Origin of the sequence: Bdellovibrio sp. HCB290 (assembly GCF_047305925.1) — a bacterium.
In the GTDB taxonomy this organism is placed as follows: Bacteria; Bdellovibrionota; Bdellovibrionia; order Bdellovibrionales; family Bdellovibrionaceae; genus Bdellovibrio.
Genome location: NZ_CP178620.1, coordinates 3465094 through 3480504 on the forward strand (window position 1 = coordinate 3465094; position 15411 = coordinate 3480504).

Below are 15411 nucleotides of genomic sequence, written 5' to 3' on the forward strand. Positions count from 1 at the left end.
GTCCTTTTTAAAATTCCAGGGTCGCAACCACCGGGCAGTGATCAGAGCCTTCAACTTGATCCAGGATATCCGCTGATGCCAGATATTTCTCCAGACCTTTAGAGATACAAATATAATCGATTCTCCAACCGTTATTCTTAGGTCGCGCCAACTCTTGATAAGACCACCACGAATAACGATTCGCTTCGTTGGGTTTGAAGTAACGGAAGGTATCAATGAAGCCCATATCCAAGAATGAATCAAACCACGCGCGCTCTTCCGGAAAGAAGCCACTGACTTTGCTTAAACGAATCGGATCAAAAACATCCATGTCGTCATGAGCCACGTTGTAATCCCCGACAACCACAATCTGTCTGCCAGTTGCCAGCTTTTCTTTAAGATGAGCGTTGAGATCTTTAAGAAACTGCTGTTTGAATCCGTGGCGTTCATCTCCGGAACCGCCGTTAGGAAAATAAATATTATACAAATCGAAATGCGGGTGCTCGGTCATCACGATACGACCCTCAGAGTCGTAGGCTTCGATGCCGATCCCGTGTTTCACAGAAGCTGGCTCATTGATCAAAAAAGTTGCGACCCCTGAGTATCCTTTTTTAACGGCCGAGGACCAATATGAATGAGGACGGTGTAAGTGACGCGCCTCCAGCTCGACCTGATCAATATGAGCTTTGGTTTCCTGGACACAGAAGATGTCTGGATTTTCACTCTTTACGAAATCCACGAGACCCTTTTTATGGCAGGCCCGGATTCCGTTCACATTCCAGGAAATGATTTTCACAGTTTCTCCTTGTCTTTCACTCGCAAAGCGCTATCAATGAGATAGGTTTCTAGCAGGAGTCAAGGTGAGCTTAAAGGACAAATTCATCGCGCAACTTAAAAAATCCTTCCCAGGCTTAAATAATGAGCCTTTGGAGGCCTTGGTTGCAGATAATTTACTCTCACCTTTCCAAATTGAATTGCCGCAGGCCGTTTTACATCAGGCCCAGCAAATAATTTCCACATTCTTTAACTTACGTGAAAAGAAGTCCTATCAGCAGCACTATCAGGATCTGGCAGCCTTGAAAGGCTTCAAGGATCCCGGCAACAAATCCATCATGATGAGCTATGATTTCCACCTGGATGAAAATCAACAGCTGAAACTGATTGAAGTGAACACCAACGCCTCTTTTTTGGCTTTGGGCCACGAGATGTACAAAACTCTGGAACTGCCATTGCCGGTTGCGGATTTTTCCTGGGAAGAGGTTCGTGCTGATATTTTAAAAGAACTTGCCCTGCAGGGGCAAAAACCAGCAGCAGGTCCATTGAAGGTCGCGATCACTGACGAAGCTCCATCGGAACAACGACTGTTTGCCGAGTTCCTGGTTTACAATGAACTGTTTAAATCCTTTGGTTGGGATTCCCGCATTGTCGACTATCGCGATCTGTTTAAATCTTTTGATCCGCAATTTATCTACAATCGTTATACTGATTTCTTTTTGTCTGAAGACTCCAGCCAAATTCTGAAAGACAAATTCGTTAATGGCGAAGTTTGTCTGTCACCAAATCCGTATGAGTACCTTTTGCTTGCCGACAAGCAGCGCTTGATTGAATGGAGCCAACCGGGCTTCTTTGAGGCCCATGGCTTGAGTGACACTGAAATTCAAACACTGCGAGCGGCAGTGCCGACCTCTTTAGATATGGGCAAAGCCAATCATGAAGAAGTCTGGAGCCAACGTAAGAATTTCTTCTTTAAACCGAAGAACGCCTACGGATCAAAACAAAGCTACAAAGGGCAATCCATCAGCCGCAAGGCTTTCGAGACATTGCTCACTCCTGACATTATTGCCATGGAATACATTCCAGCTCCTGAAGTGGCTTTTAAAACCCCTGAAGGAGAGCAGAAGTTTAAGTACGATCTGCGCTGTTATGCCTATCAAGGGCGCCTGCAATTGATCGTCGCGCGGATTTATCAGGGGCAAGTGACAAACCTCAGAACCCCTTATGGTGGCTTCGCTGGGGTTGTCTTCAAATAAGACGCCCCCCCTTCTCATCTCAAATAAACCCCACTTTGGTTTTGGTCTGTGGACTTTTGTGTCTAGTCCAGTAGGACTTTTGCTCTTTTTAGGGCTTAATATTTAAGTACAGCTAGAACGGCAGCATTTAAGTGTATCTCATTTTTCTACAAGGAGTGTGGAAGTAGATGACGGTAAAACACAACGGCGCTAAAAAAGTAGCCCAGGAAAGCTTCTATTCCTCATTCGATCAACTGAATGGTGTGCATCCTTGGATGGAAGCAGTTCAAGATGGCTTTATCGCTTATCGTGTTCGCCAGTTAAACACTGGCAAGATCGCCTACTTCAATTTCATTCTGGCTAAAGAAATGGGCTTGATTCCAGCAGATCATCCGGAAACGATGACCGACGAGCTGGAAGACAAGCTGATCGAAACCTTCTCGATCCAAATTATCAACGAATACGATGAGCTTTCAAATCGCCGCATTGATCCCACTACAATCCGTCCCCACAAATACATGGCCACACGCTACCTGCAGTTGCAACACGCCAACAAGCAGGGAAAAACTTCGGGCGATGGGCGCGGAATCTGGAATGGAACCGTTTATCACCGTGGAATGACCTGGGATGTTTCCAGTCGTGGAACGGGGGTAACTCGCCTCTCACCTGGAGCTGTTCAAGCCCAGCGTCCTCTTAAAACCGGTGGCACTGAATTCGGTTACGGTTGTGGTCTGGCTGAAATTGATGAGCTCTTTGGTGCTTCAATCCTGGCCGAGATCATGCACTTGCAAGGGGTCAACACCGAGCGCGTTCTTTGCATCGTGGATCTGGGTAAAGGTTATGGTATTGGAGTTCGTGCAGCTCCGAATCTGATTCGTCCTGCTCACTTGTTCCTTTATTTGAAACAAGAACGCATTCAGGAATTAAAAGCTGCGACTGACTATTTGATTGATCGCCAGGTTTCTAACAAAGCCTGGAATATCAAAGCTCGCGGCAATGCAAAATACGATGAGTTGTTGGAGCAAGTCTGCAAATCCTTCGCGGGGTTCGCAGCCCAACTGGACACAGATTATATTTTCGCATGGCTAGATTGGGACGGTGACAACGTCCTGGCTGACGCGGGAATCATCGATTACGGCAGCGTTCGTCAGTTCGGAATCCGTCACGATAAGTATCGCTATGATGACGTTGAAAGGTTTTCGACCAATCTGAATGAACAAAAGGCCAAAGCTAAACTCATCGTTCAGGTTTTTGCGCAGCTGACGGACTATTTACAAACAGGTTCCAAAAAGTCTTTACGTACTTTCGCGAATCATCCGATCGTTGAAAAATTCAATACGCATTTTGATACAGCCCGTGCCAATCGCATTCTGTATCGTATGGGTTTCAACGAAACTCAGCGCGAAAATATTTTTGCTCGCAAAGGTCTTTTCGAAAACTTTGACAAAGAATTCAGTTTCTTTGAGCGTGCGAAAATCAGTGGCTCAACAGAAAAAGTGGCAGATGGTGTCAATCACGCAGCCCTTTTCAATATGCGCTCGATCATGCGCGAGTTGCCACATATTCTGGCAAAAAGCCCTTTGCCATTTGAAAAACGCTTCATGCTTGAAAATGATTTCTTTAAACACGTCCTTTCAAGCTTTGCGAAAACCCGCGATGCCCGTTTAAGCGAAAAGCACCGCCGCCATATTGTTTCCTTTCAAGCGGCCTATCGTGATCTGATCACAGCAGCTGCGGGCAAAAGCAAACCCGAACATATCCTTAAAGGTCTTTGCGACCGAGCAGAAGTTTTAAATTCAGACAAACGCATCACCGGAAATGCCTTGATTGAAATGGTGGATGCGATTATCAATGAGAAGAAGCGCGGATTGTCCATGATTCAAATTCAAAGAATCATTGATCGTCTGGTTTTTGAAAACAGTGGAGTTCCAGAAAGTCCGGTCAGTCGTTTCTATAAAGAAAAAGATAAAACGGCAGCGGTCAAAATGGATCTTTACGCAAAACTTCTCAGTCTTGTGGAAGAAAACAAAGAAAGCATCTAGTTATGACAGCAAAATTTTCGATGAGTGCAGTGGTTGCCCTGGCAGCGGGATTGTTTATTGTTTCCGGCTGTGTCAGCAAAGGAACTATCAAGGACTCTCCCCGTCTTGAATCCAACAGAGTCGTCATTCCCCCAATGGAAAAACTGAACCCTCGCGAGATGTCTTTGAACATCGTCGACAACCGTGCTCCAGAATTCAAAAATCACTCTGCTGAGATTTCAGCGGAACTGACTCGTGTTCTAACTTTGGCTTTGGGTCGTCAAAATATCGCATTGAAATCCAATGCGCCAAACCAACTGACTTTGACTATTCAGGATTATAAAACTGCTGAATTCCAGGAAGGCTGTGTTCTATTGAACGGCAGCCTGGATATTCCAAAAAAAGGCAAAGCCAATGCCAGCGCCAACAGCTGCATGGAGTTTAAATCCTTCGGCCGCAAAGTGGGGGCTGATATCGGCGCCGCTTATGAAAACGCCTTAAGCGAAGTATTCAAAGGTTTGAATTCCGGCTTGGAACAAATGCCGTAGTTAAAAAAACAAAGGGCCCTCACGGGCCCTTTTTAGTTTTTAACTTCTTACAGCTTATCTGCATTTAAGATCTGTGAACTGATAAGTATTATACTCGTTCGGAACTTCAATCCCTAATGATGCCCAAGGATTGAAATACGTTCCGGAAGCTTTGCCGGAAATTAAATTAATATTTACCTTCAGCTCAGGTCCATCTCCGTAACCGCTTCCATAGCAAAGCACAGTATTAGTGGATGCGCGTTCACACCACGAGATGCCTTCATCGTGTCCGTATTGTACTTCACCAATTTGAGCGATGTGCGCAACTTTATAAACCTCGCCACCATTCACGTTGAAATCCAAAACAATGGACTCCTTCTTTTTAAAGATAGAGCCCTGAATTGTTGCCGTACCTTCACAATGAATGCGTCTATATTCTTTTTCACTTGCTTGTGCAGCGCCTGCTAACAAAACCAAAATAGATACCAATAGTGCTTTCATAAAATCTCCGGATAGTTTGTTGTTTTAACGTTAATTTTTTATCAAAGTTGAAAGCTGATTGCGCACCCACTTACGAATCATCGGGTACTCTTCCTCTTCCAGCGTGTGTTTTTTGTCCATTTCAATCCACTCGACATTCAGTCCTGCGGATTTCAATTTATCTACACCGTATTTGGTTTCAGGCAGTGGCAAGACATCGTCTGCATGGCCATGCGTGAACAACCAAGGTGTCTTTCTGGAATCATCTGCCAGATTGTTTTTCCAGCGAGGATAGAAATTAAAATAGCCACTGATACCAACCACACCACCCAATTGTTTTGGATAGTTCAGGCCCACATCAGCACTGATCAAGCAGCCTTGTGAGAAACCGAAGAAGAAGATGTTTTCACTCTTCCATCCTTGTTGTTCCAGATCATTAAGCAGGCTGAATAGCTTTTCGCGGATTTTCAAGACACCGTTGGCTTGGAACGGAGGCTCCCCATACCAAGTGTAACCGGTCATGAACTTGCGAGGTGCGTTTAACAACAAGTAGTTCATCTCAGGAATATTCAATTCACTGTCGAATGCGCGAAACGGACGAATGCTATCACCACGCCCGTGCAATACGATCATCAGAAAGTCTGACTTTTTCTTGGCTGGAATGAATTTGTGTTTGAATAAATCAGTAGTGATCATTAGTTCGCTCCAGCAATGGCTTTTGAACAGAATAAAATCTGACGGGCTTTGCTAAGCTGAACATCTTCGTTCGCCGTCACATCTTCCATGTCCAGACAGTCCTTGCTGGAAATTAAACTCTTCAACGATCGCACCTGGCGCTCGGGCGCCAAAAGCGGATTTACAAACTGATCTTCCTCGCGGTCCATTGAGATATGATCGAACTTGACGGCTACGTCAGGCTCCAGACCTTTCATTTGGGGCGAGCGCCCCGACGGAAGATAGTAAAATCCTTTGGTTTCAAACAATGCAATTTTCTTATTCTGTGTCCAGTATTCACCCTCTTGGAAAGAACCTTTACCGAAAGTTCTTTCACCCACCAGAACTGCGCGATTCATATCACGCAAAGCCCCAGCCACGATTTCCGCAGCACTCGCAGAACCGGCATTGATCAGAACAGCCACTGGCTTATCAAAGAGCTTTGGCTCACCACCAAAGTATTCTTCTGATTTTTTCGAAGCATCCAGATAGCGAATATCGAAAATCTTTTTGTTTCCGCCAACAAACAGACTGGCAACGCAGGCCGCCTCTTCCATTTGGCCACCTGGATTGTCACGCAAATCAAATAGCAATCCGCTCACGCGGGCCTTATTCACGACATCCAAAGCGACTTTCATTTTATCGCAAGAACCGCGCGCGAACTTATTCAGTCCGATCACGGCAACGGGCTTAATGCCATCGATCACTTGCGTGGTTAAAGTCGCAACCACCAGTTCGGTGCGTTTTAATTTCTTACGGATCTTTTCACCAGAACGGGAAACCAGAATTGTGACTTTGCTGCCCTCGGGGCCTTTCAGCAATTCATTCACGCGCGCCTGCAACAGGGATTGCACGGGTTTGCCATCAATTTTCAAAATCACATCGCCACGTTTTAGACCGGCAACGTCGGCAGCACTTCCCACCAACACCTTGCGAATCACATAATTCCCGTCAGCACGGCCCACTTGGACACCGGTCGTCGTCAGACGATTGTCAGCGCGGGAAACGACTTCCTTGAACATTGCCACAGGCATCAGGTACGTATGAGGGTCACGGAAAACAGAAATAAATCCATTCAAACCCACTCCCACCATCAAAGAGTTTTGATCTGCGGAGATGTAGTTTTCTTTAAGATTTTTCCACACATTCATGAATGAAAAACGCGTGGCCTCTTCAGTACGTTCGTTGAAGAATTGCTGCCAAACCAGTATCTGCTTTTTCTCTGTTGATAAATCCTGGGAAAAGCCCTCACCCACAGAGTGAAGCGTTCCATCAGTTTCGATTGTTAAATTATAACGGTTTGCGACGGATACAACGGCATTGGCACAGGCCAAAAAGTAACGCTCAGAGCTAGCACAAGTGTCAGGACCCAAAAGATCCTCAAGGGACTCCGCCTGCAATCCAGTATCAGCCCAATATCTGTCCACGGACTTCGCCGGAGCCACAGCAACCTGCTGCTGCTGGTGGCGTGACCAGTACAAACTGCCCCCAAGGATAGCCACGCTCAGTGCTGTTAAGAAAAATCGTCGCGTACTTATTAACACCCCATGCCTCCCGACAGGTCCACCATTGGTCACCACAAAAGCAACGTCCGTGCCTGCTCAACTGCAATTGGTTGCTTTTTAAGGGCTGTTTTTTGAAGTAATTGCAGGTTTGAACAGAGCTTCCACAAGGGCTTTTTCTTGTGTATCCCGAAGGGCTGTAATAGGGTGAAAACACTATGATTATTGTAACAGGCGCAAACGGTTTTATTGGCAGCGTAATGGTATGGCAACTCAATGAAAAAGGGTTCTCTGATATCATCGCGGTGGACACGGTCGATCTTAAAAAACGCAATCTTTTGCGTAAAAGAACCTATTCCAAATTCCTTCCAAAAGATGACCTGTGGGCCTTCCTGGAAACGGCCGAAGCAAAATCCAAAGTCACTTGGATCATCCACATGGGTGCTTGCTCGTCGACCACTGAAACCAACAAAGATTTCCTTTGGGAAAACAACACCAACTACACACAACGTATTTTCGACTGGTGTGCTCAAAACAGTAAAAACATGATCTATGCTTCCAGCGCTGCCACTTATGGAGCCGGCGAGTTGGGTTTTGATGACACCACGGATCCAGAAACTTTGAAGCCGCTGAATCTTTACGGCGAGTCTAAAGTTCTATTTGACCGCTGGGCCTTGAAGCAGACGAAAACTCCCCCGCATTGGTATGGTTTGAAATTCTTTAACGTGTTTGGTCCGAACGAATACGAAAAAGAAGGCATGGCAAGTATCGTGTACAAGGCCTACAACCAAATCAAAACCACAGGCACTTTGGGATTGTTCAAATCCGCGAATCCTGAATACAAAGACGGCGAATTCATGCGCGACTTTGTTTATGTAAAAGATGTGACGGGCTGGATGGCTGAACTTATGGAGAAAAAACCGAAAAACGGTATTTACAACATGGGATTCGGCAAGCCTCGTACCTGGTTGGATTTGGCGAAGGCCACCTTTACAGCCATGGGCAAAGATATGAAAATAAACTGGATTGAGATGCCTGAAAATATCCGCGGTCAGTATCAGTACTACACTGAAGCAAAAACGGATAAATGGAATCAAGCCGGCATGAGCGCGCCGAAATGGCCGCTGGAAAAAGCCGTCGACGATTACGTTAAGAATTATCTCAGCAAAGAAGACCCATTGTTATAAAGGCACATGTTATGGAGACGGACTTTTTACCCCCGCATCTTAGAAAATACGTCGTTGAGCAGAACTATGAAAAGTACACTCCGATAGATCAATCCGTCTGGCGCTATGTTTTGCGCCAGTTGCGATCTTTCTTGTCCAAACACGCCCACGAAAGTTACGTGGAAGGTTTGGGAAAAACCGGAATCTCTGTCGAACGCATTCCCCGCATCGAGGAAATCAGCAGCAAACTGAAAGAGTTTGGCTGGAGGGCTTTGCCCGTCAGTGGATTTATTCCGCCAGCAGCTTTCATGGAGCTTCAATCCCTGGGAGTTTTGCCGATCGCCTCTGACATGCGCAGTATTGATCACCTGCTTTACACTCCGGCACCTGACATCGTTCATGAGGCCGCGGGACACGCACCGATTTTGATTCAACCGGAATTTGCCGATTACCTTCGTCAGTATGCCCAGGTCGCAAAAAAAGCGATTCTATCCAAAGAAGACTTGGATATGTACGAAGCGATTCGCGAACTTTCTGATTTAAAAGAAATGCCGGGTGCAACTGCTGCCGACATCAAGGCTGCGGAAGCAAAACTTGACCATGTCAGCAAAAACATCAGTCATATTTCCGAAGCCGCAGAGTTGGGCCGCATGAACTGGTGGACAGCAGAGTACGGCTTGATTGGAAACTTGGACAATCCAAAAATCTTTGGCGCTGGTTTACTTTCCAGTGTCGGGGAATCCAAGTGGTGTCTAAGTGAAAAAGTTAGAAAAATTCCATTAAGCGTGGAATGCATCAAGCAAGGTTATGATATCACTGAACCGCAACCACAGTTGTTTGTAACTCCAGATTTTAAAACTCTGGTAAAAGTATTGAACGATATGGCTGATCAAATGGCTTACCGCCTGGGTGGGCTTGCTGGACTGAATAAAGCGATCCAAGCTCAGTCAGTAAATACCGCGGAACTTTCATCTGGAATTCAAATTTCAGGTCAAATTATCGAAGCCATCACGGACTCCACAAAAGAAGTGGCCTACTTGCGTCTGCAAGGACCATCGCAGCTTTCTTTCAAAGACAAACAATTACCTGGTCACGATAAATCCTATCACTTACACGGGTTCGGAACTCCGGTCGGATATTTGAAATCGTATCCGCAGAAGGATCCATCCGACCTGACTCGCAGTGAATGGTCCGATATCGGGGTTGAACTGGGACGCCAGTGCCGCCTGGAATTTGCTTCCGGTGTTCAGGTGACCGGTACCGTAAAAAACATGACGGTTGTTGATGGTAAAACTATTTTACTGTCCATGACCGATGCCAAAGCGGAATACCAGGGCCGAGTACTATTCGATCCGACTTGGGGCATGTATGACATGGCATTGGGCTCCTCTGTCGACTCTGTGTTTGGTGGTGCTGCAGACCGCGAAGCTTACGGTGAAACCGAAGACTTCGTCGCAAAACGGGTTCCAGCTCCAAACTACAAGCCCGAGGAACTGAAACTTCACTCTCAATATGGCCGCTTAAGAGACCTTCGTGAAAAGAATATCCAGGGTGCAGACCTTGAAAAATCTTTGTCCGATCTTTTGGCAAACCATGATAAGGAGTTCCCACAAGATTGGTTGTTGCGTCTGGAAGCTTTGGAATTGACCAAGGCCCGTTTAAGCAACTCCCCTTTGCTATCAAAACTTGAGAAGGATCTTCAAGGCTTGGCTGGCAAAGACGAACAGACTAAAAATCTTATCCAAGACGGAATTGCTTTATCAGGAAACCTGTAAATGAAACGTCCCTTTGAAGTGCGCATTGTTTTAGTGCGCACAATTTACGAAAGAAATGTCGGCGCCACTTCCCGTGCCATGAGCAATATGGGCGTCGAAAAGCTGATCATGATTGATCCCAAGTGTGAGCTGACTTACGAAGCTCAACAAACAGCAGCTACCGGCCAAACCGGCCTGCAAAACCGCACGACATACAAATCCTGGGACGAATTCATGGCGAACGAGCCAGAGTCGATCAAAATCGCTTTCACTGCCCGTGATGGTAAAGGCCGTCAGGTTCGCGATATCGATGACGTCCTTGCAGATATTAAAAGCAATGCGCCCCAATTCCAGCATGAATCTGACGAGGCTTTCACGATCCATTTGATCTTTGGCCCTGAAGACTGGGGCTTGGCTGGCGAGGACCTAGAGTACGCCAACCACTGTGCGTGCCTGCCAACCTTTGGAGAAAACTGGAGTTTGAATCTGGCTCAGGCGACATTGTTGGGCATGTTCTCGTTGCGTAAATCCTGGGGCGGCAATCGTACCAAACTTGATGGCGGCAAGAAACGCCGCGCGCCCCAAGGCATTCAAGGCATCGATCCCGAGCAGACTTTGAAAACCTTTATCGAGGAAATGGGATTTGATTTAACCAAACAACGTAAAATCAACGCCTTCACGGTTCTACGCCGTATGCTTTTACAAAATACACCAACTAAAAAAGAACTGGTGATTTTAGAAACGGTTTTACAGCAAGCCACTCGCAAAATTCGCGAATGGAAAGAATTTAAGAACCGTGAGAGATAAAAAAAAGCCCGCTGATGAAGCGGGCTTTTTCGTTTTTATCCGGCGCGCTTGAAGCCTTTTTTCACAGCTTGATGCACGGTACGAACAAAGTACTCGTCACGTTGACGATCAATTTTTACTCTGTCATATACCGGATCGAATGGAAGATAGTAGTTCTTTTCACCTGTCGGAGAAATACTGCATTTGACCATCGGATAAGAGCGATTCAGTTTTTCCATTCTGGTCTCGACACCCAAGCTGCTTGCCGCCTGCTTGGCTAAGCTTGAAAACTGCGATGTCGAATAGAACACGGCTCTGATCTCGCGGTGGGGATCTTTCGATGTTTGTTTAAGGTGAGTCATCTTACCAAACAGTTGATAAATATCACTATCAAGAACCACTCGTCGTCTTGGCCAGCATCTTGTTTGGATGACCAGAATTTCATTCGGAGTTGTGACTACAATATCTCGCCCATGATCAGCAAAACCTTTAAGAGCCCCCAGGTAGGCCACGTCATAACCCTGGCTTTCATAAAGGTGCCCCACATAGCGCTCGTAGAATCTGCTCATTTGACGTGGCGACATCGGCTCGCTTAAAAAGCGATCCAGATCATCCTGCGCTATCGAGTCATCAGTGAAACTGTGAAGCACGACGACCGAGACGAGCGCAACAATCAAAACTGCAAAAATGACCAGCTGGAGCTGCATGCTCTATTATCGGAATTTTCTGCCCCAAACAGTAGACCACTTGGGTGCTTCAATCTGAAACATTCCCAGGTCCTACTTACGGAAACACCGCTTCACCTGCGAGACCTGTAATCTTCACACCCGCTACGGGTGTGCGGACGTCCGCAGTGTTTGTTGAATTAAAAAAGGCTGACGTTTTGGCGCCAGCCTTTTTTTTTGGAGAAAGTAAGTCCGTACCTTTTAAAGTTCGGCTTCTTCTTCCTGGATTTCGACTTCTTTGTCGCGGACGGCGCGAAGTTGCTCGTCCAATTTCTGAAGTGCAAAGGCGAAGCCTTGACCCATGTCGTTCAGCTCGTGGATACGATTCATGGTTTCTTGCTCTTCCGCACCGACCAGGCGAAGGCTGTCCAGCTTCACCGAGTTCAGATCAATTTCCTTGTTCAAAGTTTCAAGCTTTTGATTAATTCGTTTGCGGTCTTCAATCAGGGCTTTCGTGATTTCACGAACCTGGCTAAGGCTTAGAACATCCAATTTGCCGCTTTCAAAAGCACTTTTGGTTTCTTCAGTGACTTCCTCGTCACCCTGGAAGGCTTCCCAAAACAAAGCCCACTCATTTTTTAGAGAACTTACGATCGACCTACTACTATCATCACCCATATATAGAAAAATACTCCTGCGCCCTTAGGGCGACTTTGTGGATTTAGGGGCTTCCGGGATTAAGAAATAACAAAGCCCATAAACCAAGATCGCAGCTCCGAAAGTGACGTACAAAAAGAGAAGGGCTGTGGTTCTGACCACTCCCACCTCGAGCGCGTATCTCTTAGCTATTCTAGCACAAACGCCCAGAACCTTGCCATCCAGAGCATGGTCCAGTCTGTCGACGCGAGGCAGCGCATACCACAGGGTGAAATATAGAAGGACCCCGCACCCAAACCAAAGTACAGCGATCAGCCATATAACGCGAAGCATCCAGGTTTCAATCTCAAAAGCTTGAGCGAGTCCTTTGCAAACTCCCCCCAAGGCCCCATCAGAAGCTCTGGTCCAGCGATATTTCGTATTCGGAATTCCGGCCGACATTGTATCCATTATTGAATTCTCCCCGTGATCATAAAATCATTTCCAAAAGTTTTATAAGTTGGATGCTGAATAAAGATTTTATTCTTCATCTCCTCAATGCGAATGGTTTCTGTCCAGGATTTGGATCCGGCCGAGCCCATGATAATCGGTGCTTGAAACATGTAGATGCGATTCACCAATCCAACTTCGACAAAGCTGCTGGCTGTTAAAGCTCCGCCCTCAACCAATATGGATCTAAATCCCAGTTTGTAAAGCTGAGCGAGCATATCCTCCAAATCCAGATTTCCGCCCACTTTGGTTTTTACAAACACCAGCTGAGGAACCTTGGAAAGCTTGGAAACTTTCTTTTGCACTTCTTCTTTAAGGTCTTCAGCCACGCACCAAAAAACATTTTGGGCGTCATGTTCAGCCGCAAGTTTCAGATCAGGATATTTCCCGATCAACTCACCTTCGCCATCAATCACCACCACTTTGTTTTTCTTTTCGATGTGTGGATGACGAATATTCAAAGAGGGATTGTCGAACTCGATGGTGCCCTTACCCACCAACAGACCATCGTAGCACGCACGTAAATAATGCACGTATTCGCGGGATTCGGAACCCGTGATCCATTGGCTTTCGCCGGATCTTAAAGCGACCTGTCCATCCAGGGAACTTGCCATTTTCAAAGCGACGAAAACTTTCTTCTGGCGGAAATTCCACAGAAACGCCTCACAGACTTCCTCAAGTTTGATACGCATTTCCTGATCACGCTTCAAATCATCTGCTTGATACAAATCCGCTTCGATTCCTGCCTGGCGCAAAATTTCCGCGCCTTGACCTGCTACTAATGGATTCGGATCAATCAAACCAAACGTCACACGCTTAATCGGAAGTTTTGCGAGCATCTTTGCACAGGAAGGAGTTTTTCCCTCGTGTGCACAGGGCTCAAGAGTCACGATGACGTGGGCGCCTTTCAGATCAGCATCAGAAAGATTTTTAACTGCATTTACTTCAGCATGAGGTCCACCATAAAACTCGTGGTGACCCGCTGAAACAAAACCACCATGGGAGTCTAACACCACACACCCCACTAACGGATTAGGGCTGACACGGGGACCACCTTTGTAGGCTTCGTTGATAGCCAACGCCATTGCTGCATCCAAGGTCATGGGTGTTCCCCGAACCGGGATATTTAGGCTACTGATCTGTTCCATGGGGCTCTCTTCCTCGTAAATTGCGGCTCCAGCTTATTCTCAAAGTGAGACGAATTCAACATGCAGGTTTTACCAACTTTTAACAAATAAACCCGAAAGAATTTATAAATATTAACCGATTATTACTTAGATTTAGGGGATGAAATATATGTCCGGTAATTCCAAGAAAAAAGATCCCAGTTGGTACTATTTCCTGATGGCTTTCAATGCCCTGGCGATCTTATTTGGGATCGGTTTGCTCCGGGACTTGATGTGGATATTCTAATTTTCTAGCTTCTTATAAAACTCGAGTACTTTCGGATCCACGATAATCGATCTTGGATTCCAGCCAATCAAATGCAGTCCTTTAGAGGTTTTTAACCGCGACAGTGCCACATAGGCATGCCCCGGCTCCCACAAGCGACTTAAGTTACACCACAAATCATCCAGCGTTGCGCCCTGACTTTTATGAATTGTCGTGGCGTATGCCAAGGTCAACGGAAACTGAATCACTTGCGCCATCACATTACCTTCAGCATCCTGTAAAGCGAAAGAAACTTTTTCGACAGTGACTTCGCGGCCGCCGTCTTTCTTTACTGTGATTTCGTCACTTGTAATATCTGTGACCACACCGCGCGTGCCATTCACCCAGCGCTTTTGTGGATCATTCTGCAAGAACATCACCCGACATCCCAATTTCAAAACCAGCTTCACCGGAACGGGAGCCGATTTCGTCAGGATCTCGACATGTTTTTCAGAGCCAAAGTAAATGGAATCAATAGTGACTTCCTCTTCGTGAAGCTCGGTCAGTTTTTTTTGATTGAACTCTTCAGCGTCGGCCTTGCGCGGGAAAAGACGTGTACCAGGATCATCGTGATCATGATCGCGAAGGTGTTCATTTAAAAAATCACGAACACGTTCAGTGACCAAACCATGACGAACATCACTTAAAACATCCAGGAATAAATTATCAGACACGCGCTGATTATGTGAAAGCATCACTGATTGAAATCCCGTTTGCTGCCAGACGGGATTTAAAAAACACCAGTCGCGCGGACCTCTGTGGGTGACCGGCGGGAGCTGTGCAAAATCACCAACTGCGATGATGCGCATCCCACCCCAAGGCAGCGAAGACTCGCGGGCTTTTTGCGACAAGGCTTCAGCGATCATCAACGCCTGTCCTGGGATCATTGAAATCTCGTCAATGATGACCCCTTCAACTTTGCGCAGTCGTGCCATCAACTTGGTATCTTTGGAAGCTCGCTGATAAGTGGAATCGGCGCCGCCTTCCATGATACCTAGACCAAAGAAGCTGTGAAAGGTTCTTCCGCCTAACAAAACGGCGGCTGCTCCTGTGCTGGCAAGTATCGGCATGGTCTTGGGATCCAGTTCACGCATGAACTGACGAATCAGAAAACTTTTTCCGCTGCCGGCCCCACCAGTCAAAAAAACATTCTCTCCAGAGCGTAAAAGCTCCAGAGCGTCTGCTTGTTCAGCTGAAAGTTCCACAGGGATTTTTGTCATAAAGGGGAATC

At 46.4% G+C, this 15411-nt stretch carries 15 protein-coding genes; 6 read left to right on the top strand and 9 right to left on the bottom strand.

Annotation, left to right across the window (positions count from 1 at the left end):
• Nucleotides 1–7 precede the first annotated feature (7 nt).
• Nucleotides 8–775 (bottom strand): exodeoxyribonuclease III, encoded by a 768-nt coding sequence (locus tag ACLVWU_RS16870; protein ID WP_413576058.1) that lies wholly within the window; start codon nt 773–775, stop codon nt 8–10.
• 64 nt (nt 776–839) lie between these two features.
• On the opposite strand from ACLVWU_RS16870, the gene ACLVWU_RS16875 reads away from it, so the two are divergent.
• The 3 genes from ACLVWU_RS16875 to ACLVWU_RS16885 all read left to right on the top strand — a co-directional run bounded on the left by ACLVWU_RS16875 (nt 840) and on the right by ACLVWU_RS16885 (nt 4557).
• Nucleotides 840–2009 carry a hypothetical protein gene (locus ACLVWU_RS16875; protein ID WP_413576059.1) on the top strand — a complete coding sequence of 390 codons (1170 nt, stop codon included), beginning with the start codon at nt 840–842 and terminating at the stop codon, nt 2007–2009.
• 167 nt (nt 2010–2176) lie between these two features.
• Complete coding sequence (locus tag ACLVWU_RS16880; RefSeq protein WP_413576060.1) at nt 2177–4030, top strand: hypothetical protein; 1854 nt, start codon at nt 2177–2179, stop codon at nt 4028–4030.
• Nucleotides 4031–4032: 2 nt separating this feature from the next.
• Complete coding sequence (locus ACLVWU_RS16885; protein WP_413576061.1) at nt 4033–4557, top strand: hypothetical protein; 525 nt, start codon at nt 4033–4035, stop codon at nt 4555–4557.
• A 54-nt stretch (nt 4558–4611) separates the two neighbouring features.
• Here the strand turns inward: ACLVWU_RS16885 and ACLVWU_RS16890 are convergent, their stop codons facing one another.
• Genes ACLVWU_RS16890 through ACLVWU_RS16900 form a run of 3 tightly spaced genes read right to left on the bottom strand, consistent with a single transcriptional unit; the run spans nt 4612 to nt 7274 of the window.
• Nucleotides 4612–5037, bottom strand: coding sequence for a hypothetical protein (locus ACLVWU_RS16890; RefSeq protein ID WP_413576062.1), 426 nt, complete (start codon nt 5035–5037; stop codon nt 4612–4614).
• Between the two features lie 30 nt (nt 5038–5067).
• Nucleotides 5068–5712 carry an alpha/beta hydrolase gene (locus ACLVWU_RS16895; protein ID WP_413576063.1) on the bottom strand — a complete coding sequence of 215 codons (645 nt, stop codon included), beginning with the start codon at nt 5710–5712 and terminating at the stop codon, nt 5068–5070.
• The gene (locus tag ACLVWU_RS16900) at nt 5712–7274 is read right to left on the bottom strand and encodes a S41 family peptidase (RefSeq protein ID WP_413576064.1); all 1563 of its coding nucleotides are present in this window, start codon (nt 7272–7274) and stop codon (nt 5712–5714) included. The genes ACLVWU_RS16895 and ACLVWU_RS16900 overlap by 1 nt, the downstream gene beginning before the upstream one ends.
• 176 nt (nt 7275–7450) lie before the next feature.
• On the opposite strand from ACLVWU_RS16900, the gene rfaD reads away from it, so the two are divergent.
• The 3 genes from rfaD to ACLVWU_RS16915 are packed head-to-tail and all read left to right on the top strand — an operon-like array spanning nt 7451 to nt 10959.
• On the top strand, nt 7451–8419 hold the full coding sequence (rfaD, locus tag ACLVWU_RS16905; protein ID WP_413576065.1) for an ADP-glyceromanno-heptose 6-epimerase: 969 nt from the start codon (nt 7451–7453) through the stop codon (nt 8417–8419).
• Nucleotides 8420–8430: 11 nt separating this feature from the next.
• Nucleotides 8431–10173 (top strand): aromatic amino acid hydroxylase, encoded by a 1743-nt coding sequence (locus ACLVWU_RS16910; protein ID WP_413576066.1) that lies wholly within the window; start codon nt 8431–8433, stop codon nt 10171–10173.
• On the top strand, nt 10174–10959 hold the full coding sequence (locus tag ACLVWU_RS16915) for an RNA methyltransferase (RefSeq protein ID WP_413576067.1): 786 nt from the start codon (nt 10174–10176) through the stop codon (nt 10957–10959).
• Between the two features lie 35 nt (nt 10960–10994).
• On the opposite strand, the gene ACLVWU_RS16920 is transcribed toward ACLVWU_RS16915, so the two are convergent.
• From ACLVWU_RS16920 to ACLVWU_RS16940, 5 genes are all read right to left on the bottom strand, one after another.
• Complete coding sequence (locus ACLVWU_RS16920; protein ID WP_413576068.1) at nt 10995–11645, bottom strand: restriction endonuclease; 651 nt, start codon at nt 11643–11645, stop codon at nt 10995–10997.
• Nucleotides 11646–11864: 219 nt separating this feature from the next.
• Nucleotides 11865–12281, bottom strand: coding sequence for a hypothetical protein (locus tag ACLVWU_RS16925; protein ID WP_413576069.1), 417 nt, complete (start codon nt 12279–12281; stop codon nt 11865–11867).
• A gap of 24 nt (nt 12282–12305) precedes the next feature.
• Nucleotides 12306–12710: a PspC domain-containing protein gene (locus ACLVWU_RS16930; RefSeq protein ID WP_413576070.1), complete on the bottom strand. Its 405-nt coding sequence runs from the start codon at nt 12708–12710 to the stop codon at nt 12306–12308.
• Nucleotides 12710–13897 carry a bifunctional diaminohydroxyphosphoribosylaminopyrimidine deaminase/5-amino-6-(5-phosphoribosylamino)uracil reductase RibD gene (gene ribD / locus ACLVWU_RS16935; RefSeq protein WP_413576071.1) on the bottom strand — a complete coding sequence of 396 codons (1188 nt, stop codon included), beginning with the start codon at nt 13895–13897 and terminating at the stop codon, nt 12710–12712. Before ribD ends, ACLVWU_RS16930 begins: the two co-directional genes overlap by 1 nt.
• A 261-nt stretch (nt 13898–14158) precedes the next feature.
• The gene (locus tag ACLVWU_RS16940) at nt 14159–15400 is read right to left on the bottom strand and encodes a DEAD/DEAH box helicase (RefSeq protein WP_413576072.1); all 1242 of its coding nucleotides are present in this window, start codon (nt 15398–15400) and stop codon (nt 14159–14161) included.
• Nucleotides 15401–15411: the final 11 nt, after the last annotated feature.

Bases quoted from the DNA above. Each gene is read 5' to 3' on its own strand.
- ACLVWU_RS16915 (WP_413576067.1), top strand. From the start codon at position 10,174: ATGAAACGTCCCTTTGAAGTGCGCATTGTTTTAGTGCGCACAATTTAC.
- ACLVWU_RS16930 (WP_413576070.1), bottom strand. From the start codon at position 12,710: ATGGATACAATGTCGGCCGGAATTCCGAATACGAAATATCGCTGGACC.
- ACLVWU_RS16925 (WP_413576069.1), bottom strand. From the start codon at position 12,281: ATGGGTGATGATAGTAGTAGGTCGATCGTAAGTTCTCTAAAAAATGAG.
- ACLVWU_RS16890 (WP_413576062.1), bottom strand. From the start codon at position 5,037: ATGAAAGCACTATTGGTATCTATTTTGGTTTTGTTAGCAGGCGCTGCA.
- ACLVWU_RS16885 (WP_413576061.1), top strand. From the start codon at position 4,033: ATGACAGCAAAATTTTCGATGAGTGCAGTGGTTGCCCTGGCAGCGGGA.
- ACLVWU_RS16940 (WP_413576072.1), bottom strand. From the start codon at position 15,400: ATGACAAAAATCCCTGTGGAACTTTCAGCTGAACAAGCAGACGCTCTG.
- ribD (WP_413576071.1), bottom strand. From the start codon at position 13,897: ATGGAACAGATCAGTAGCCTAAATATCCCGGTTCGGGGAACACCCATG.
- rfaD (WP_413576065.1), top strand. From the start codon at position 7,451: ATGATTATTGTAACAGGCGCAAACGGTTTTATTGGCAGCGTAATGGTA.
- ACLVWU_RS16920 (WP_413576068.1), bottom strand. From the start codon at position 11,645: ATGCAGCTCCAGCTGGTCATTTTTGCAGTTTTGATTGTTGCGCTCGTC.
- ACLVWU_RS16895 (WP_413576063.1), bottom strand. From the start codon at position 5,712: ATGATCACTACTGATTTATTCAAACACAAATTCATTCCAGCCAAGAAA.
- ACLVWU_RS16910 (WP_413576066.1), top strand. From the start codon at position 8,431: ATGGAGACGGACTTTTTACCCCCGCATCTTAGAAAATACGTCGTTGAG.
- ACLVWU_RS16880 (WP_413576060.1), top strand. From the start codon at position 2,177: ATGACGGTAAAACACAACGGCGCTAAAAAAGTAGCCCAGGAAAGCTTC.